Source organism: Rhodococcus sp. WY5 (assembly GCF_018588185.1).
GTDB classification, from domain to species: domain Bacteria; phylum Actinomycetota; class Actinomycetes; order Mycobacteriales; family Mycobacteriaceae; genus Rhodococcus_F; species Rhodococcus_F qingshengii.
Genome location: NZ_JAAMPR010000001.1, coordinates 3,951,060 through 3,972,469 on the forward strand (window position 1 = coordinate 3,951,060; position 21,410 = coordinate 3,972,469).

The window sequence follows — 21,410 nt, forward strand, 5'->3', positions numbered from 1 at the left end:
ATCTCCTTTCAGAGTTACACCGTTGTTCTTACAGTCCCTCGATACCTCGGGGATGGGCGGGAACACCGACATTGCCGGTATGCGCGTCACCGCTGTGAATGCCCGCGACGCCACGCATTACCCGCTCACCGTGCTGTCGGTCGCGGAACCGACGCTGCAGGTCAGCCTGCGGTACCAGCCGGCGGCATTCGACCGCGCCGCGGTCGACACCATTGCACAGCGAATGTCGCGGATTCTTGCCGCCTTCGCAGCGAACGCGGATACACCGGTCGGTGAGGTCGACGTGTTTGTCGCCGGTGAGCGTGGGTTGGTGGTGGGTGGTTGGGATGGTGTGGGGGTTGTGGTGGGGGGTTTGACGTTGGTGGATGTGTTGGATGGGCGGTTTGCTGGTGTGGGTGGTGGGGGGTTGGTGTGTGGTGGGGTGGTGTTGTCGTGGGGTGAGTTCGATGTTCGGGTGAATCGTTTTGCGCGGTTGTTGATTTCGTTGGGGGTGGGTCCGGAGTCGCGGGTGTGTGTGGCGTTGTCGCGGTCGGTGGAGTTGTTGGTGGCGGTGTTTGCGGTGGTGCGGGCTGGTGGGGTGTTTGTTCCGGTGGATGTGGGTGCGCCGGTGGAGCGGGTGGGGTTTGTGGTGGGTGTGGTGGATCCGGTGGTGGTGTTGTCGCGGGTTGGTGATGGTGGGTGTTTGCCGGTGGGGGTGGGGTTTGTTGATGTGGGTTGTGTTGATGTTTCGGGTTTTTCGGGTGGTCCGGTGGGGGTGGGGGATCGGTTGGGGGTGTTGTTGCCTGAGCATGCGGTGTATGTGATGTTCACGTCGGGGTCGACGGGTCGTCCGAAGGGGGTGGTGGTGTCGCATGCGGGGGTGGTGAATCGGTTGTTGTGGATGCAGGGGGAGTTTCCGTTGGGTGTGGGGGATGTGGTGTTGCAGAAGACGCCGGTGTCGTTCGATGTGTCGGTGTGGGAGTTGTTTTGGCCGTTGATGGTGGGTGCGCGGTTGGTGGTGGCGGATCCGGGTGGGCATCGTGATCCGGTGTATTTGGTGGGTGTGATCGAGCGGTGGGGGGTGTCGGTGGTGCATTTTGTGCCGTCGATGTTGGAGGTGTTCGTGGGGGAGTTGAGCGTGGGGGAGTTGGGGGTGGGGTGTTCGGGTTTGCGTCGGGTGTTTGTGTCGGGTGAGGGGTTGTCGTCGGTGTTGGCGGGGCGGTTTGCGGGGGTGTGTGGTGCGGAGTTGGTGAATTTGTACGGGCCGACGGAGGCGTCGGTGGATGTGACGTTTCATGTGGTGGAGGGTGTTGTGGGGGTGGGTGTTCCGATTGGTCGGCCGGTGTGGAATACGCGGGTGTTGGTGTTGGATTCGCGGTTGCGGCCGGTTCCGGTGGGTGTGGTGGGGGAGTTGTATGTGGGTGGGGTGCAGGTGGCTCGGGGGTATGAGGGTCGTGTGGATTTGACGGTGGGTCGGTTTGTGGCGGATCCGGTGTCGGGTGTGGTGGGTGCTCGGGTGTATCGGACGGGTGATGTGGTGCGGTGGGGGCGTGGTGGGGTGTTGGAGTTTGTGGGGCGCACGGATTTTCAGGTGAAGGTGCGGGGGCAGCGGGTGGAGTTGGGTGAGGTGGAGGCGGTGTTGGCTGCTCAGGTGGGGGTGGCTGGTGCGGTGGTGGTGTTGCGGTCGGGTGTGGGTGGGGATTTTTTGGTGGGGTTTGTGGTGGGTGAGGTGGGGGTGGTGGTCGATGAGGTGGTGGTGTTGGAGGGGGTGCGGAGGTCTCTTCCGGGGTTCATGGTGCCGTCGGTGGTGGTGGTGTTGGGGGAGTTTCCGGTGACGGTGCATGGGAAGTTGGACCGTAAAGCCCTCCCGGACACCGATTTTGCGAGCGCTGCATATCGGATTCCTGCCACTCCTGCCGAAATCGGAATCGCCCGTGCTGTTGCCGACGTTCTCGGTCTCGACCAGGTGGGTGCCGACGACAGTTTCTTCGAACTCGGCGGGGATTCCCTCAGCGCCACTCGAGTCATCGCCCGCATCAACGCCGCATTGCACACCAATATGGGGGTCAATGCACTGTTCGACGCCCCCGTGGTCGCGGACCTGGCGGCCTCGATAGATCCAATCGACTCCGCGCCGGGCGAGCCTGGACCCGAGGAAGCTACTCGTGTGCCCCTCACGAGTAGGGCACGGCCAGAACGTATTCCGCTGTCGTTCGCGCAATCGCGGATGTGGTTCGTCAACCAGTTCGACACGTCGTCTCCGCTCTACAACATCCCCGTCGCACTACAACTGGACGGGTTCCTGGATTCGGGTGCGCTCCAAGCCGCGCTGGGTGATGTGGTGGAACGGCACGAATCTCTTCGAACGATCTTTCCTGCGTCCGCAGACGGGCCCTACCAGGTGATCGCCGAACCCGCGGTCGCTGCTCCTCGAATCCACCCCGTGCCGATTCCCGGCGAGTGGCTTTTCACGGACTTGCACGCGTTCTTCGACATCGGATTCGATGTGTCCGAAGGGTTCCCGCTGCACGTGAGGTTACTCCGAACCGGACCGGAGCAGCATGTACTCGCGATCGTTGTTCACCACATCGCCGCAGACGGCTTCTCGATGGCACCACTGGCACGCGACCTGATGAGTGCATATACCGCGCGCACGCAAGGTCGGAGCCCGGACTGGGCGCCGCTGCCGGTTCAGTACGCCGACTACACCCTCTGGCAGCGTGAGATCGTCGACGCAGACGTTGGTCCGGAAACTTCGCCCTCGGCCGAATTCGATTATTGGACAGCGAAGCTGTCGGGTATTCCGGACGTCTTGCCGCTCCCTCTCGATAGACCACGAACCTCGAAACGGTCTGCCGAGGGCGCGGTGGTTTCGATGGACTTCTCGCCCGAGATCCATCGAGCTTTGAACGAACTCGCACACCAGAACGGTTCGTCTCTGTTCATGGTGATGCATGCGGCTCTGGCGGTATTGCTGGCACGGCTCACTACAGCGGACGACGTAGTGATCGGGACTCCGGTCGCAGGTCGCGGTGCATCGGTGTTCGACGATGTGGTCGGGATGTTCGTCAACACGCTCGTCCTTCGCACACCTGTCTCATCCGGAGCAACCTTTGCCGAGGTGTTGGCCGCGGTGCGGTCAACGGATCTCGGTGCTCTGGACCATGCAGACATCCCCTTCGAGAGGTTGGTGGATTACCTCTCGCCCGACCGTTCCACCGAGCATTCACCTCTGTTTCAGGTACTCCTCGAATTCCAGACCGATACGGGACTGCGCTTCGACTTGCCGGAACTGACGGTTCGCTCGCTCGACGTCGATCTCGCGGTTGCGAAATTCGATCTGCAACTGAGTGTGATGGAGCACGTCGACGAGCACGGTGAGCCCGCTGGTATCAGCGCCGGTTTCCGTTATGCAACAGATATTTTCGATCGAATGTCGGTGGCGCGCATCGCGGCGCGCTTCGAAAGAGTGATCGGCGCCGTGACCGAGAACCAGTCGGTGGTCGTCGGTGATATCGACATGATTCTGGCCGGCGATTTCAGCGGGTTGCTGGTTGCGCCCACGCCCTCCGGCGCCGGAACAGACGAGGATTCGTTGTCGGATCTCTTCGATCGCACGGCGCTGACGTCCGGTGATGCCGTGGCGGTGCGCTGCGGCGGATTGTCGGTTACGTACCGCGAACTCGACGAGCGAGCAAACCGCCTTGCTCGACTGTTGGTGGCGCAGGGGGTGGGGCCGGAAACCTTGGTGGCAGTCGCGATGGCCCGCTCGATCGACCTGATGGTGGCATTGCTGGCGGTGGTGAAGGCGGGTGGCGGATACGTACCGGTGGACTCGACTTCTCCGGTAAACCGGGTGGACTTCGTGCTGCGTGACGCCCGGCCGAAGTGTGTGTTGACCACCCGGGCCGACGGCGACTACATACGAGACAGTGACGCAATCGCAGACAGCGAGATTCCAGTGATTGCGGTAGACGACCCGGTGATTCTCGATGCGCTGCACAGGTTTTCTCCGCTTGCGGTGACCGACCGAGATCGGCTGCTACCGCTCCGACCCGAATCGGTGGCCTACGTGATCTACACCTCGGGGTCCACCGGGCGCCCGAAGGGGGTGCAGGTTTCTCACCGCAGCGTAGTGACGTTGCTGGCAAACACCAGAGCGCTCTTCGGCTTCGGCAGCGGCGATGTGTGGACGATGTTCCATTCGGAGGCATTCGACTTCTCGGTCTGGGAAATGTGGGGCGCACTCGCACACGGTGGCCGACTGGTACTGGTCGACTACTTCACGGCCCGTTCACCAGAGGCATTCCTCGAATTGCTACGGCACGAACGTGTCACGGTGCTCAATCAAACTCCCACTGCCTTCTATCAATTGGCGGAAGCCGACCGGCTTGCCGGGGGTGTGGCCCTGTCATTGCGCTACGTGATCTTCGGCGGAGAAGCGCTCGACTTCGGACAGTTGACGCGCTGGTACGCCCGTCGCGGGACTTCGTCACCAGATCTGGTCAACATGTACGGCATCACGGAGACCACTGTGCACGTCAGCCATTTACCACTCGATCGTGTGCTGGTGCGTCAACGATCGGCCTCGGTGATCGGTCGGGCGTTACCCGGATTGCGTGTGTATGTGTTGGATCAGCGGTTGCACCCGGTGCCGCCCGGTGTGGTGGGTGAACTGTATGTCTCCGGTGATCAGGTTTCACGCGGATACCTCGGCCGGTTCGGTCTGACGTCCGCGCGGTTCATTCCCGACCTCGCGGTCAGTGGTGCGCGTATGTATCGATCCGGTGACCTGGGGCGCTGGAACGACAGCGGGCAGCTGGAGTACCTCGGACGAAACGATCTGCAGGTGCAGGTGAAGGGGTACCGAATCGAACTCGGCGAGGTGGAGGCTGCACTGCTCTCCGGAGTGGGCGTGTCTCAGTCGGCGGTGGTAGCCCGCAGAGACCGGTTGGTGGGCTACGTGGTGCCGGAGTCCGGTGCCACTATCTCTCCGGCGGCGTTGCTCGAGTATGTCTCACAGAGGTTGGCGCCCCACATGGTCCCCGCTGTCGTGACGGTTCTCGAGGGTTTGCCGCTGACGGTGAACGGAAAGCTCGACCGGAATGCATTGCCTGAACCTGACTTCGGGCGACAGGCAACCGTAAGTCGTGGCCCCGCGTCCGCGACGGAAAACATCCTTGCGAGTCTGTTCGCCGAAGTTCTGGGACTCGAAGAGGTGGGGGTCGACGATTCGTTCTTCACTCTCGGCGGTGACTCGATCATGTCCATCCAGTTGGTGACGCGCGCCAAGTCTGCCGGAGTTCTGATCACACCGCGCGAGGTGTTCGAACGCAAAACTGTTGCGGCGCTGTCCGAGACGGCCGGAACGGCTGGCAACCGTGTCGTCGTCGACGAATTACCTGGCGACGGCGTCGGTGAGATCGAATTGACGCCGATCGTCGAATGGATGCTTGACCGTGGTGGAGATTTTCGCCGGTACTCCCAATCTGTTCTGCTCTCGGTTCCTGCCACGCTCGACGAGGTCACGCTGACACTGGCCATGCAGGCTGTGCTGGACCACCACGACATCCTCCGCGCAGGCATCCGGGCGACGCATCATCCTGAATCCGCTCGGCGGATGGACGTTGCGCCTGTAGGTACGGTGCGGGCGGAGACCGTCGTACGCCACGTGAGCGTCGGGGGTTCTGCCGCGGAGACGGTCTCGACAGAACTCGACGCAGCTCTGGGGCGGCTCGACCCGGAGGCAGGTGTGATGGTGCAGGCAGTCCTGCTCGACACCGACGGACAGATTCAAAAGGACCGGCAGAGCCGGAAACAGTTGCTACTCGTGGCGCACCACCTCGTGACGGACGGCGTTTCCTGGCGAATCCTGATCCCCGATCTTGCACTTGCCTGTGCGCAGGTGCAGTCAGGCGTCGACCCGTCACTTGCTCCGGTCGGAACCTCGATGCGTCGATGGGCACATGGCCTCGTCGACGCCGCGCGCGAGCCGGATCGGGTCGCTGAAATCGACTATTGGCGAGAGGTGCTCGAGGGCCCGGATCCGACTCTGGGTGTGCGCGCCCTGACGAAGAGGGACACCGCCTCGGCCACCATTGACATCGAAGTACGAGTTCCCACGGGATTGACCGAGGCCGTGTCGACGACAGTTCCGCAGGCGATTCACGGGAGCGTCGAGGACGGATTGTTGACGGCTTTGGCACTTGCGATGGTCCGCTGGCGCATGGACCGCGGCATCGACAATCCGGAGACATTGATCAGTCTCGAGGGGCACGGACGCGAGGAACAGGTGGTTCCCGGGGCAGATCTTGCTCGCACGGTGGGATGGTTCACGACGATCTTCCCGGTGCGGATCGATCTGAGCGGAGTGGATCCGGGTGACGCCTTCGCCGGCGGCCCGGCTGCGGGCGTCGCTGCCAAGACTGTCAAGGAACAACTCCGGGCGGTGCCGGACCGCGGCATCGGCTTCGGGTTGCTGCGCTATCTGAACCGTGAAACGGCACACACTCTTTCGCAACTTCCGGTGCCTCAGATCAGCTTCAACTACCTCGGACGCGTCGGTGGAACCGACGCCGACGCTTCAGCGGGATGGGTACCGATCCGTGACGAGGACCTGCGGACGGTTGTGGCCGTCGATCTCCTACTCGCCAGCGTCCTCGAGGTCAACGTGATGACGGTCGACAGCGATACCGAGGACGGTCCGCAGCTCGTTGCCGGCTGGACGTTCCCACCGGACATTCTGGGTGCGGACGACGTTCGGCAACTGGGGCAGTGGTGGCTCGACGCACTGGCCGGGCTCGCAGAGTTCGCGGCGGGCGGCGGCGGCGGATTCACACCCTCGGACTTCGATCTGGTCGATCTTCGACAGGAGGCGATCGACGACCTCGAAAGTCGGTGTCCCGACCTGAGCGATGTCTGGCCACTCTCTCCACTGCAAGAGGGGTTGTTGTTCCACGCCGAATTGGCCGAACGATCGGTCGACGCATACCTCGTACAAGTGGCTCTCGATCTAGCCGGCGCAGTCGATTCGGAGCGCCTGCGCCGCGCCGCCGACGCGCTGCTCGGCCGGCATGAGAACCTGCGTACCGCCTTCCTTCACAGCGCCGACGGCCGTGCCGTCCAGGTGGTCCGAAGCAACGTGGCAGCGCCGTGGCAGGAAATCGACCTCACTGGTGCACCAGATCAGGAAATTGATCGAGCGCTGGCCGAGGACCGAGCGCGCCCGTTCGACATGGCACGGGCGCCGTTGATCCGATTCACCCTGATCGCTCTCGCCCCCGAAAAGCTCACGCTCGTGCTCACCAATCATCACATCCTTCTGGACGGCTGGTCCATGCCCCTGCTGATCCGGGAATTGGCGACGCTCTATGCCGCCGACGGTCAAGTGGCGGCCTTGCCTCACGCGCGCGCGTATCGCGACTATCTGACCTGGATGAGCCGCCGCGATCAGCAAGCTTCCCGAGCTGTGTGGGCGAGGACGCTGAGCGGAGTCGAAGGACCGACGCTGTTGGCTCCAGCGGTTCGATCGCGTCGACTCTCCACCATGGCGGCCGAGTGGGTGTTCGATCTGGACGAGGAATTCACAACCTCACTTCGCGGGATGGCGCGTGAACTCGGGCTGACGATCAACACGATTGTTCAGGCATCGTGGGGGATCGTCCTTGCTGCACTGACCGGGAGAGACGATGTGGTGTTCGGAGCGACGGTGTCGGGTCGACCTCCCGAGCTGACCGGGATCGAAACCATGGTCGGGCTGTTCATCAACACAATTCCGGTCCGAATCACGCTGCGCCCGAGTGAAAGTATCGGCACACTCCTCGCGCGGATCCAGGCCGAGCAAGCAGAGCTGTCGGATCACCACTGTCTCGGGCTTTCCGAGATCCACGTAGGCGCGGGGCCGGAGATCCGATTCGACACGTTGACTGTCTTCGAATCGTATCCCGTTGACCGTCAGGGGCTTTCGTCCGCTACCGATATTGCGGGGGTCCGGATCACCGATGTCGAAGCCAAGGACGCTGCCCACTACCCGCTCAGCCTCGTAGCATCGGTCGACACCAGGCTCCGCCTGAAATTCGAGTACATACCCGAGGTTTTCGGTGCCGCCGACATCGAAGAGATCGCCGGACGACTGCGGCGCGTACTCGAAGCGTGTACCCAGCCGGATCGCCCCTTGGCTGTGGTGTCGGTGCTCGCAGCCTCCGAACATGCTGAATTGGTGCCAGTCCGTGGCACGGCCGGCGGGTCGTCGCGCGTCTTCCCAGAGATCTTCGACGAGGCAGCCCAGCGTGATCCGAACGCACCGGCCGTGGAATCGGCGGACGGCAGCATGACCTACGGCGAGCTGGACATCCTCTCCAATCGCATTGCTCGCATGCTCGTCTCGCACGGCCTGGGAACCGAGGACTATGTAGCGGTCGGTATCCCACGTTCTCTCGCGTCCGTGGTGTCGATACTTGCCGTCGCCAAGACAGGCGCTGCGTTCGTGCCGATCGATCCCGACTATCCGGACGAGCGGATCAATCACATGCTGATCGATTCGAAGGTCAGCTTCGGATTGACCACCACCGCGGGCCGAGATCGATTGCCCGATATCGCGGAGTGGCTGATTATCGACGATCCGCATTTCACGAAGAAGTGCGAGGGATTCTCGGGGAGCCCGTTGACCGACAACGACCGACTCCGTCCGATCGGGTTGGATTCAGCTGCCTACGTGGTCTACACCTCGGGGTCGACCGGCGTGCCCAAGGGCGTCGTGGTCACGCAGCGAGGGCTCGGCAACTTCGCCCGAGACCAGCTCGAACGCTACGGCGCAACTCCACAATCACGCACGCTGCACTTCTCCACTCCGAGTTTCGACGGGTCGCTCTTCGAATATCTGCAGGCTTTCGGAGCCGGGGCGACGATGGTTGTCGCTCCACCCGGGATCTACGGGGGCGAGGACCTGGCGCAACTTCTGGCAGAGCACGCCGTCACGCACGCGTTCGTCACCACGGCGGCATTGGCATCGGTGGACCCGGCTGGGCTGGAACAACTTTCGGAAGTCGTATTCGGGGGCGAGGCGTGCCCGCCCGACCTCGTCGCTCGCTGGGCACCTGGCCGCCGCCTGTACAACGCGTACGGACCGACCGAAGCAACGATCATGTCCAACGTCAGCCCGCCGATGACCGCCGGAGAACCAATCACCATCGGTGGACCCGTCAGGGGCGTCAGCGAACTGGTGCTCGACACTCGACTTCAAGCGGTTCCCGTCGGGGTCCCCGGCGAGCTGTACCTGGCCGGACCAGGCGTGGCACGGGGATATCACCGAAGGGCGGGGTTGACGGCAGAACGCTTTGTTGCCAACCCGGCTGACCCAGGAACGCGGATGTACCGCACCGGCGACATCGTGCGATGGACGGCGGACATGTGTGTCGAGTACGTCGGGCGAAGCGACTTCCAGGTCAAGGTTCGAGGCTTCCGTGTCGAACTCGGTGAGATCGACAGTGTGCTCATGTCGGAGCCCAACGTCGGTTTTGCCGTTACGGTTGCCGATTCCGCCCCCACCGGAGACACCCGACTCGTGTCGTACGTCGTGCCCACGGCGGGTCGACTGGACACCAGGATCCTGAGTCGCGCCGTGGCCCGGCGCTTGCCTTCGCACATGGTGCCTGCCGTTCTCACGGTGCTGGAGAACATTCCGTTGACCGCTGTCGGAAAAGTCGACCGTTCGGCGTTGCCAAGACCCGAAATCGAGACGACCACAGGGGATTTCCGTCCCCCGGTCGGCCCGGTCGAACAGGCAGTGTCGGACGTGTTCGGCGAGGTGCTCGGCCTCGAACGAGTCGGTACCGACATCAGTTTCTTCGAGCTCGGTGGAAATTCTCTGAGCGCCACTTCGGTCGCGGCGAGGCTACGGGCGGTGCTCGGAGCTACCGTAGGCGTGCGGGATCTGTTCGAGACGCCGACGGTGGCCGAGTTGGCTACGGTGATCGGCCAGTCGGTTGCCGAAGGGTCGGAGCGACTGGGACCGCGCCCCCGACCCGACAACATCCCCTTGTCGTTTGCTCAGCAGCGGATGTGGTTCGTCAATCAACTCGACACCAGTTCTCCTGCATACAACATTCCGCTCGTGGTGCGGCTGAGCGGTGAACTCGACAAACCGGCCTTGAGATCGGCGATGTCCGATGTCATCGCCCGCCACGAATCGCTGCGAACGATGTTCCCGGTCCACGGTGACGGACCGGTCCAGCACATCCTGCCCACCGAGAGCGCCGAGCTGCCGCAACTGACCGAGACATCGGTGACCGACGAACTTCATCTCCGTGACGAGCTTGCCCGGATGGTCTCGGCCGGTTTCGACGTCGCCGCACGAATTCCCCTGCGGGCAGCGTTGTTCACCATCGATGAGCGCGAACACGTGCTTGCCGTAGTGGTGCACCACATCTCGGCTGACGGCTTCTCGATGTCTCCGTTGACCCGAGACGTGATGATTGCATACGAGGCCCACGCGTACGGCGGGGATCCCCAGTGGACGCCGCTTCCAGTCCAGTACGCCGACTTCGCGCTCTGGCAACGGGAGATTCTGGGCTCAGTCGACGACCCCGGGTCGGTGATCAGTGAGCAGTTGGCTTACTGGCGACGTGCATTGTCAGGTGCTCCCGACCTCTTGGAACTTCCGCTCGATCGAGACCGGCCGACGCAACAGAGTTTTCACGGCTCGCGGATTCACTTCTCGATCAGCAGTGATCTTCACCGCCGTATTCGGAACGTGTCGCGGCAGCACGAGTCCACTGCATTCATGACTGTGCATGCAGCGCTCGCGCTCTTGCTGGCACGTTTGGGCAGCACCGACGACATCGTGATCGGCACGCCGATCGCCGGCCGGGGAGATCGTGCCCTCGATGATCTGGTCGGCATGTTCGTCGGCACGCTCGCACTGCGCACACAGGTGGATCCGGCTCGATCGTTCCGGGAGTTGGTTGAGCATTGCCGCGAAGTCGACCTCGCCGCGTTCGCTCATTCCGACGTGCCCTTCGAGCGGGTAGTGGAGGCGGTCGGGCCGAAACGGTCGAGCGCCTATGCACCGATTTCCTCGGTGTCGCTGGAATTCCAGAACAACAAACGACCGATTCTGAAGCTACCGGGACTGGAAGTCCGTGGGATCGATCCTGAACTCGAGGTAGTGAAGGTAGACCTGGAATTCCTTCTGGCCGAGGAGTACGACGATCGCGGTGAACCGGGAGGGATGAGCGGAGCCGTCGACTTTGCCACTGATCTCTTCGACCCCGGTACGGTCGGCGGTTTTGCCGACATGTTCGTTCGTGTGCTCGAGGCCGTGACCCGGAATCCGCAGGTACCGATCGGTGACATCGACCTACTCGGCGATCTCGAACGTCGCGAGTTGACGCCGGCGCATGGGCTCCCCGAAGTACCTCCGAAATTGTGGCCTGAGTTGTTGGCGGACGCCGTGGCGATCGATCCTGACTCGGTGGCCCTGTCGCTCGAGAACCGGCAGCTTAGTTATCGCGACCTGGACGAGTGGTCGAATCGTGTTGCCCGGGAGTTGTGCGGTCGCGGTGTGGGCCCGGAGACCTTCGTGGCACTGGGAATGCCTCGCTCGATCGAATCGGTGGTGGCGATCTGGTCGGTGACCAAAGCCGGAGCGGCTTTTGTGCCTGTCGATCCGGCCTATCCGCGCGAGCGCGTCGAATACATGCTCGCCGATTGCCGAGCCTCGCTCGGTTTGACTGTTCAGACCAGCCGAACTCACCTACCCGACGTTGTTCCCTGGCTGGAACTCGACGACCCACACTTCACCCGGCGGGTAGCCGCGCTGTCGCCGGAACCGATCACCGATGACGATCGAACCGGTGAACTGAACCTCGATCATCCGGCCTACCTGATCTACACCTCGGGATCTACCGGGAAACCCAAGGGCGTGAACATTACTCATCGAGGTTTGGCGAGCTTCACGGCCGAAACTCGTGAGAGGTTCGAGGTCACTCACGACTCTCATGTCTCTCAGTTGGCATCGCCGAGTTTCGACGCTTCCATCTTCGAGTTGACGATGGCATTCAGCGCCTCGGCGCAAGTCGTGATCGTTCCGCCTGCTGTGTACGGTGGCGCCGAATTGGCCGATGTTTTCCGGCGCGAGCAGGTCACTCATGCCACCATTACACCGACCGCGCTGGCGGCGTTGGGTGACAGCGGTTTCGAGGCGCTCCGTGTTCTCGATCTGGTGGGCGAGGCCTGCCCGCCGGAGGTCGTCGCGCAATGGGCGCCGGGTCGGAGGCTGCACAACGGCTACGGCCCGACTGAAACCACCGTGCAGGCGAGCGTCAGCGATTCGATGAAACCCGGTGCGGGAGTGAACATCGGCTCGCCGGCAGTGGGCTTCGGCTTCCTGGTGCTGGACGAGCGTTTGCAGCCCGTCCCGGTGGGCGTGCCGGGGGAGTTGTACATCATCGGTCCAGGTATGGCACGTGGGTACCATAATCGGGCGTCGCTCACGTCGGAACGATTTGTCGCGTGCTCGTACGGGTCGCCGGGGCGCCGGATGTACCGCACCGGAGATGTCGTGCGTTGGCGTGAATCCGGCGGTGACAGTGCCAAAATCGTTGGCTCCGGCGATGGAGTGCATCACACGCTCGAATACATCGGGCGCAGCGACTTCCAGGTCAAGGTCCGTGGTTTTCGGATCGAACTCGGGGAAATCGATGCAGTTCTCTCACGCCATCCGTCGGTGGACTTCGCCGCGACTGTCGGCCACACGGGACCGTCGGGTGAAACGGTCCTGGTGTCGTACGTGCGTGCGTCAGCTGCTGACGCCACCGGCACTGACGAGATACGGGCGTACGCAGCCGACCGACTACCCTCGCACATGGTTCCGTCGGCAGTGGTGCTTCTCGAGCGGATTCCGATGACACCGGTGGGCAAGCTCGACCGAAAGGCCTTACCGGAACCCGAATTCGGTTCGGCTGCAGCCGAGTTCCGCGAGCCGGTCACCGACACCGAGCGCGCCGTGGTCGACTCGTTCGTCGAGGTTCTGGGTGTCGACCGGGTGAGCACTACCGACAGCTTCTTCGACCTGGGCGGGTCCTCCCTGGTGGCCACCCGAATCGTCAGCGCACTGCACTCTCGTTTCCGACGGAGAATCCCGCTTCAGTGGATGTTCCTCGACCCGACACCCGCTGGAATCGCTCGACGCCTCGACATGCCGACAGCCGACGCCGGTATGGAAGAGCTTCTCGCCGTGGTTGTTCCACTGCGGACGAAAGGGACTGGGCGACCGCTGTTCTGTGTGCACCCCGGTATCGGCCTGTCCTGGGGGTATGCCGGCTTGGTGCGGTATCTGCCCGAGGACAGACCCGTGTACGGACTTCAGCTCCCCGCTCTCAGCGACGACGGTGACTATCAGTCGATCGAACAGTTAGCCCATCGCTACGTCGAAGAGGTGGAGGCCGTTTCGCCGGACGGGCCGTACGACTTACTCGGGTGGTCCCTTGGCGGAGTCATCGCGCACGCCATGGCCGTCGAACTGCAATCGTCCGGCCGCGACGTCGCCACACTGGCGATGATGGACAGCTACCCCGACAACGGCGATGCCCCTGCGTCAGCCGAACTCGACGTCCGAGACATACTGCGAGGACTCGGCCTCGAGATCGAGACCGACCGAGATCTGACCTTCGACGAGGCGGCGGCCGTGTTGGCCCGGAGGCTCGGGCCCGAGACGGGAGTCGACGGTCGGGACCTCGAACGGATTGCCCGAGGGTACGAGACTTCGCAGAGAATCACGCACCAGTTCGTTCCCCAGGTCTACGAAGGAGATCTGCTGATCTTCCTGGCATCCGGAGAAGACGACACGATTCCGCGCGACAGGTCGCCGCAGGAATGGAGCCCACTCGTGACGGGCCGGATCGTGGAGGTGCCCGTGCGCTGCGAACACAACGAGATGATCGAACCTCCGGCCATGGCGGTCATCGGACCGGAGCTCGCCCGGGTGCTCTCGATGTTTTCCGGATACCCCGAACGGGCATGACAACTTCAAGCCACCAAGCCGCACGCCCGCGAAGCGAGCGCCACCGAGCTGTTGCCGGGCACCGCAATCGAGCACGAGGAGCGGCAATGAGAAGAATCGGACGTACTCGGGCAATGCTTGTCGTCGCCCTCGTCGCGTGGACGGGACTGTTCGGCGAAGCAGCGTTGGCCTCGGCTGACCCGGCCCCGACTTCCCCTTCAGGCGGTTCAGCTCTCGATCACGTCGAGGAGATCAACGCCCGTCAGCTGACTATGTACGTCTACTCGGCTGCGATGGACAAGGTGATTCCGCTCGAGGTGATTCGGCCGGCAGACACAAGTGCGCCCCGGCCGACCCTCTATCTACTCAATGGCGCCGGCGGAGGCGAGGACACGGCGACGTGGCAGACACGGACAGACGTCGTCGACTTCTTCGGCGACAAGAACGTCAACGTCGTCAACCCGATCGGCGGTGCCTACAGCTACTACACCGACTGGGAGAAGCCCGATCCTGTTCTCGGACTGAACAAGTGGACCACATTTCTCACCCAGGAGTTGCCACCGATCGTCGATGCCACGCTCGGGACTACGGGTACGAATGCCGTTGCCGGATTGTCGATGGCAGGTACCTCGGTTCTGAGCCTGGCCGAGGCGGCGCCATCGGTTTACCGTGCCGTCGGTGCTTTCAGCGGGTGTGCCGAGACGAGTACTCAACCCGGTCAGGACTACGTGAGATTCGTGGTCGGATTCCGCGGCGGCAACGTGGACAACATGTGGGGTCCTCCCGGCGGTCCGGGCTGGGTAGCCAACGATCCTGTGGTCAACGCCGAGAGATTGCGGGGGGTCGACCTCTACATCAGCAATGGATCGGGCCTGCCCGGCCCACACGAGAATCTGGGCGGACCGATGGTCAACGGCGACCTCGGCGTTCTGGCGAACCAGGTGATCGTGGGTGGAGTCATCGAGGCTGGGACGAACCAGTGCACCCAGCGTTTGGCCGAGCGGCTCGACTCCTTGGGTATCCCGGCCACCTATGATTTCCGGGCAACTGGCACTCACTCTTGGGGTTACTGGCAGGACGATCTTCACAACTCGTGGTCGATGATTGCCGCGTCGATCGGTGCGCGTTAGCCGGCGAACCCTGGGGTCGGTGGCTGAGTTGTTTCTCACTCCGGGACACTCTTGCCGAACCTAGCCGACCGAACTGCAGGTCAGCGGCGTTATAGTCGCCTCATGAGTTCAGAAACACTCGCTCCCCTCGACACCGACGTACTTGCGCGCAGGTTTGCGTGCCTGGGTGATCCGACGCGGCTGCGAGTGCTCCGACTTGCTGCCGGCGGTCCGATCGACGTCGACACGATTGCACACGCCGCATCACTCGAGCCGTCGGCGTTGAGTGCCCACCTCGAGGCCTTGATCGAGGTCGGTTTTGTCGAGGCTTCGGTGCGTGAAGGCACTTCGGTTGTCAGTGTTGCCGGAACGGCATACTCCGATCTGATGGCAGCGGCCGCCGTCGTGGCCGCTCGCGGTCCGGTCGAAGACACACTGGGAGTTCTTCCCGATGACGTGGTGGTGCGCCGCATGGAATCCGGCGACTGGGATGCCGTCCGCTCGATCTACCGCGAAGGAATCGACACCGGAACCGCGACGTTCACCACCTCGGTGCCATCCGCCGAGAAGCTCGACGCGCAATGGTTACCCGATCATCGATGGGTGGCCGAGATCGACGGCCGCGTCGAAGGCTGGGCGAGCCTCAGCCCGGTGTCCTCGCGAGACTGCTACCGCGGGGTCGCCGAGAACTCCATCTACATCGGTAGCGGCGCTCGCGGGCGCGGCGTGGGCAAGCTGCTGCTTCGCCGACAGGTGCAAGCCGCCGACGCCAGTGAGATCTGGACAGTGCAGTCGTCGATTTTCCCGGAGAACCGGGCAAGCGTCGCCTTGCACCAGGCCGTCGGATTCCGAGTCGTCGGCACTCGCTCGCGTATCGCTCAACTGGGTGGGCGGTGGCGTGACACGTTGTTCCTCGAACGTCGCAGCGAGGACGCTGACATCTGAGAAGAGACGCTCACCCCTTGGCAGCGCTGACTCCGGCGCGTCGCCCGTAGAAACTGCCGTCTCCGAGGGACGTTCCGGAGGCATACCCGCCAGCGCAGACACCGGCGGTGCATCGTCCAGCGGCAAACAGACCCGGGATCGGTTCGCCGGAGACGTGCATGACCTCCGAGTTGATCGACGTGCGCAAACCGCCGAGCGTGAATCCGGCGGTGAAATTGCGAAGATCGAGCGCAGCGACGGGTGAGCCGATCGGCTTGACCCACTCCTTCTTTTTTCCCAATACCGGGTCCTCACCACGGGCGGCGTGGCGGTTGTAGACCTCGACGGTCGACTGGAGGGTGCCTTCCGGCAGACCCATGTCGGATTCGAGTTCCTCGACGGTCTCGGCCACCCACTTGGGCTGGAATCTGAAGAACGGTGTGGAACTGTCGGCGGCGCAGCCCTCTTCGTAGGAAGCTTCGTCGATGATCAGGTAGGCCTGATTCTCGTTGCGCAGCAGCGTCTCCTGGCCGATTCTTCCCGGGTACGTGTCCTCGTTGACGTAGCGCTGGCCGCGTCCGTTGACGAGAATGCCGCGGATCATCAACTGGGGGTCGCCGAAGAATGCGACCTCGGTGGCGTCCATGTGCGCGAGGTCGGCCCCGAGAGCCTGCGCCATCTGGATGGACTTTCCGTCGTGCTCTTCGATAGCCGCACCGGGGCGCCCGATCAGCCGTGGGGCGTACGACTGGATCATCGCTTCGTTGTAGGCGAAGCTTCCCGTCGCCAGAACGACACCCGTGCGTGCTCGAACTGCCACTTCCTTGCCGTACTGCTTGGCGATGATGCCGACCACTCGATCTCCGTCGACGACCAGGCGCTGGACTCGCATGTCGTATTCTGCTCGTACGCCGAGGCTTTCGGCCGTCTCGATCAGTGGCTTCATCAACATGAAACCACCGCCCTTCTCCCCGGTGCGCTTGCCGCTCATCTGTGGAACGTGCCCGCGAGGGGCCGGTGTCGCGATCGTGTTGAACGGTGCCGAGTTCTCGCCGCCGGAATACATGAGTCCGTCGTCGAAGGGTGTTTCCCAGCCGGGTTGGCCGTAGAAACTCTCCTTGAACGGCACACCGTTGTCGACGAGCCAGTTGTAGTGCTCGACGCTGCCTTCGCAGTAGTCGGTGATCTTCTCCTCGTCGGCGCCGGGACCGAGTGCGGCCATCATGAACGATTTCATGTTGGCGGGGGAGTCCTCGAACCCGAGTGCCTGCTGCAACGGGGTCCCGCCGCCCAGATAGATGAATCCGCCTGCCAGCGCCGCAGCGCCGCCCCAGCCGCTCGTGCGCTCGAGCACCAACACGTCGGCGCCCGCTCGCGCGGCCTCGATCGAAGCACTCACTCCGGCAATGCCGTAGCCGGCGACGACGACGTCAGCCTCGAAGTGCCACTGCTCGATGTTTGCGGAGGACTGCGGACGGATTGAGCTGGCCTCGGCCATGGATTTGGATCCTTCGCTCTTCTGGTTGGTTGGTGGGGGAATCGGTGGGTGTGATCGATGCCCTGATGGCAGTATCTCGACCGAAAGTCAGTCGGTGTCCGTTTTCGCGGAATCGGCCGCGGCCTTCTCCTTGGCGCGCGCGGCTTTACGTCTGTCGGCCTTCACGGCGATCAGCGCATTGTTGAGCCCGGTGGCCAGCGGCCAGCCGACGTAGTGGCACAGGAAGATTGCGGCCTCTTCGAACTGCTGCTCGGTCAACTCCTCGTTGTGGAGAGCAGCGTTGATCTGGATCTTCGCCACATCGTTCTGCCCCTGGGCGGTGATGGCACCGATCAGGAGTAGTCGTCGATCACGTACCGACAGTCCCGGTCGCGTCCAGATGTCGGCAAAGAGGTGGTCGGCGGTGACCGCGAAGAAGTCGCCGGGAACGTCGGCGGGAAGCTCCCAGCCGTACACCTCGTTCATCTTCGCGACGCCACGAGCACGGGCCTCGGAGATGCGGCTTTCGTCGGTTCCACCGGCATCGGTCATGTGAGTGGTGTCGGTCATGCGTGCTCCCGAGTAGTAGATGCCGTTGAAGGTTCGGCCGGCCTGTCTTCGCTGTCATTCCCGACGCCCAGACCGGCACCGAGTCCGGCGAGCGCAAGGTGCGCGAGCGGCAGGTCGAGATTCAGCCGATCACCGAGGTCGATGGCCAAGGCCAAGTCCTTCTCCCCGAGATTGCGAACATGCCGCAGTATCGAGAACCACGGGTCGTCCTCCGAGACCGGTGCGGTGGTGTCGCGGAGCATGATCGCGCCCGCGCCACCAGTGATCGCATCGGTGTGCCTGACGACCTTTCCGAGCGTGCGGAGATCGAGTCCTGCTGCTTCGGCGAGTCGCGCGGCCTCGGTCGTGGCGGTGAACGAGACGAAGTGAAGAAGGTTGCGTGCGAGCTTCATTCGCGTTCCAGTGCCGACGTCACCGGCGTGAACCACCAGCTCGGCCCAGGATCCGAAGGGCTCGCGGACGGCTTCGAACGCCTCGTCGGAGCCGCCGATCATCACTGCCAGCCTGCCCTGCGCTGCGCCGCCGGCACCGCCACTGATCGGCGCGTCGACCAGCAGAACACCACGCTGTTGACAGATGTCAGCGAGTTCCACCGCCGTGGTGTCCGAGATAGTGGAGTGAATCGCGACGACAGTGCCTGGCTGTGCGGTCGACAGAATCCCGTGCGGCCCGCACACAACCTCGCGTACCTGCGCGTCGTCGAGCACCGTGACGGAGATGATGCTCGCCTGCGCTGCAACGTCGGCGGGCGTCGATGCTGCGCTCGCGCCCGCAGCGGTGAACGGTTCGAGCGCTTCTGCGCGGGCATCACACACCACCAGTCCGCCCGGCCAGTCCAGGAGGCGCTGCGCCATCGGCGCGCCCATGTTGCCTAGGCCGATGTATCCCAGTCTGGTTTTCGAAGCGCTGGCTTTCGGCGCCGATTGCGTCATGACCGGTACACCTGGCCTCCGTCGACGTTGAAGATCTGCCCGGTCACCCAGCCTGCGTCGTCGGAGAGAAGGAACAGGCACATGCCGACGAGATCCTCCGGCGTTCCCATGCGCTGCAACGGGATTCGCTTCACCATGTCCTTGACGATGTTGCCGGGGGTGACGGTTCGAGTCGCCTCCGTGTCGATGGGACCGGGAGCGATGGCGTTGATCCGGATGTTCGACCAGCCGAGTTCGGTCGCGAGTTGTTGTGTCAGGCTGTTGACACCGGCTTTCGCGAGTCCGTAGTAGTTCGAGTACAGCCAGGCTGCTGTGGAGGACTGGTTGACGATTGAACCGCCCTTCGCTCGCATATGAGGTACGACCGCCCGGCACACGTGCAGTGCGCCGTCCATGTTGACGCTCATGAACTTTCGGTAGTAGTCCCAGTCCACCGTCAACAGGGAATCGATCTTCATTCCGCCGTAGATGGCAGCGTTGTTCACCAGATGCTCGATGCTGCCGAACTGCTCGATCGTGAAGTCGGCAAGTGCCGCAGTCGACTCCCCGTCGGCGACGTCGACGTCCTTGAACACGGCACTTCCACCGTCTGCCGTGATCTGCTTGGCGACAGCTTCACCGAGTTCGCGATTGAGGTCCGCCACGACCACGTTGGCCCCCTCCGCGGCCAGAGCGCGGGCATACGCCTCTCCGATACCCTGCGCTGCTCCGGTGACTATCGCGGTGCGACCGTCGAAACGTCCCATGTCGACCTACTTTCGTGGTGATCATTCTGTGGTGAGGGTGTGGGGTGAGGGTGTGGAATGTCAGGAAGGTGAAGCGACGAGCTTGGTTTCGAGGTATTCCTCGAAACCCGCGAGGCCCATTTCGCGGCCGATCCCGGATTGTTTGTAGCCGCCGAACGGTGCGTCGGCCGAATACCAGACGCCGCCGTTGACGCTCAGCGTTCCGGTTCTGACACCGGCAACGACGTGCGCGACGCGATCGGGATCGGTGCCCCACACCGACCCGGACAGGCCGTAGGGGGAATCGTTGGCAATCCGGATAGCGTCGTCGTCGTTGTCGTACGGAAGGATCACGAGGACGGGCCCGAAAATCTCCTCCTGCGCTACGCGAGACGAGTTGTCCAGCCCGGCAATGAGAGTGGGTTCGACGAAGAAACCCCTCTCGCGATCGTCGGGACGGCCCCCACCCGTCACGATCGTGCCGCCCTCTTCGACCGCGAGGGTGAGGTAGCTCTCCACCCTGGCGCGCTGGCGCGCCGAGATGACCGGGCCACACACCGTTCCGCGCGCGCTGGGGTCGCCGGCTCGGATACCCGCCATCGCGGCAGATGCCGCGGCCAGAGCATCGTCGTACCGACCGCGCGGCACCAGAAGTCTGGTACTGAGCGCGCATCCCTGACCGGCATGAACGCAGACGGAGAACGCGGCAACCGAGCATGCACCTTTGATGTCCGCATCGTCGAGGACGATGAATGCGGACTTACCCCCGAGTTCGAGGAAGACCTTCTTGAGAGTTTGCGCGGCCGTGGCCATCACTGTGCGTCCGGTGGCGGTGGAACCGGTGAAGGACACGAGATCGACGCGCGGATCGCTGCACAGCTGCGCGCCTAGGGAGTGATCCGTCGACGTCACGACGTTGACTACGCCGGCCGGGATCTCGGTTTCTTCTGCAATCACCTTGGCGACCAGCGCGGCGCACCAGGGCGTGTCCGGCGCGGGTTTGAGAACGATGGTGTTGCCGGCTGCGAGGGCGGGACCGAGCTTGGCGAAATTGATCTGGTGCGGAAAGTTCCACGGTGTGATTGCGCCGACGACGCCGACGGCTTCCTTGAGCAGTCGGCGATGGGTCGGAATCCCCATGGGTGACGCGTGCCCGAGATCTTGTTCCCACGAATAGGTTTCGATCAGATCGGCCCAGTAGCGAAGATCTTCGATCGGGCCTTCGAGTTGCGGACCGCTCGTCAGCATGACCGGTGCGCCGACCTCGGCGACGGTGATCTCACGCAACTCCTCGATGTGGGACTGGAGTGCATCGCACAGTTGGCGCAGGCAGCGAGCGCGAAACCCGTGATCGCGTGCCCATTCGGTGTCGTCGAACGCACGGCGCGCAGCGGCGATGGCCGCGTCCATGTCCGCGGCGGTGCCTTCGGCCGCACGGCCGATCAGTTCCTCGGTCGCCGGGTTGAAAACTTCGAAGGTCCCGCCGGATCCGGGAACCAGTTTTCCGTCGACGAGAAGTGCAGAACTGTCTGCGGGTCGAAGCGTCATAGCGCAAACCCTCTCTTTCTGGACATGTGTCTGGACTCTAGTTCACACTTGTGGTTGAGGCAATGGTTTTTGGGGCATAAGAGATTTCGAGAGCCCAGCGGTCTCGAGAGGGTCTCGGATCTGCTTCGACGAAAAGCGCCTCGTGTC

At 63.3% G+C, this 21,410-nt stretch carries 7 protein-coding genes and 1 pseudogene; 3 read left to right on the plus strand and 5 right to left on the minus strand.

Going from position 1 to position 21,410, the window contains the following annotated elements:
- Positions 1-37 precede the first annotated feature (37 nt).
- From G4D79_RS18390 to G4D79_RS18400, 3 genes and pseudogenes are all read left to right on the plus strand, one after another.
- A pseudogene (locus tag G4D79_RS18390) lies at positions 38-13,999 on the plus strand (amino acid adenylation domain-containing protein); the annotation flags it as partial.
- An 86-nt stretch (positions 14,000-14,085) separates the two neighbouring features.
- Complete coding sequence (locus tag G4D79_RS18395) at positions 14,086-15,108, plus strand: alpha/beta hydrolase family protein (protein ID WP_003944025.1); 1,023 nt, start codon at positions 14,086-14,088, stop codon at positions 15,106-15,108.
- Between the two features lie 102 nt (positions 15,109-15,210).
- Positions 15,211-16,032 (plus strand): GNAT family N-acetyltransferase, encoded by an 822-nt coding sequence (locus G4D79_RS18400; protein WP_003944042.1) that lies wholly within the window; start codon positions 15,211-15,213, stop codon positions 16,030-16,032.
- Between the two features lie 10 nt (positions 16,033-16,042).
- Here the strand turns inward: G4D79_RS18400 and G4D79_RS18405 are convergent, their stop codons facing one another.
- The 5 genes from G4D79_RS18405 to G4D79_RS18425 form a co-directional block, all read right to left on the minus strand.
- The gene (locus G4D79_RS18405) at positions 16,043-17,509 is read right to left on the minus strand and encodes an FAD-dependent oxidoreductase (protein WP_047272229.1); all 1,467 of its coding nucleotides are present in this window, start codon (positions 17,507-17,509) and stop codon (positions 16,043-16,045) included.
- Positions 17,510-17,596: 87 nt separating this feature from the next.
- A complete protein-coding gene (locus G4D79_RS18410) occupies positions 17,597-18,058 on the minus strand; it encodes a carboxymuconolactone decarboxylase family protein (protein ID WP_003944075.1) in 462 nt (153 codons plus the stop codon).
- Positions 18,055-18,990, minus strand: a complete 936-nt coding sequence (locus G4D79_RS18415; RefSeq protein ID WP_063316100.1) for an NAD(P)-dependent oxidoreductase — start codon at positions 18,988-18,990, stop codon at positions 18,055-18,057. The genes G4D79_RS18410 and G4D79_RS18415 overlap by 4 nt, the downstream gene beginning before the upstream one ends.
- Positions 18,987-19,736 carry an SDR family oxidoreductase gene (locus tag G4D79_RS18420; RefSeq protein WP_007728639.1) on the minus strand — a complete coding sequence of 250 codons (750 nt, stop codon included), beginning with the start codon at positions 19,734-19,736 and terminating at the stop codon, positions 18,987-18,989. Before G4D79_RS18420 ends, G4D79_RS18415 begins: the two co-directional genes overlap by 4 nt.
- 60 nt (positions 19,737-19,796) lie before the next feature.
- Complete coding sequence (locus tag G4D79_RS18425; protein WP_099698490.1) at positions 19,797-21,263, minus strand: aldehyde dehydrogenase; 1,467 nt, start codon at positions 21,261-21,263, stop codon at positions 19,797-19,799.
- Between the last annotated feature and the right edge of the window lie 147 nt (positions 21,264-21,410).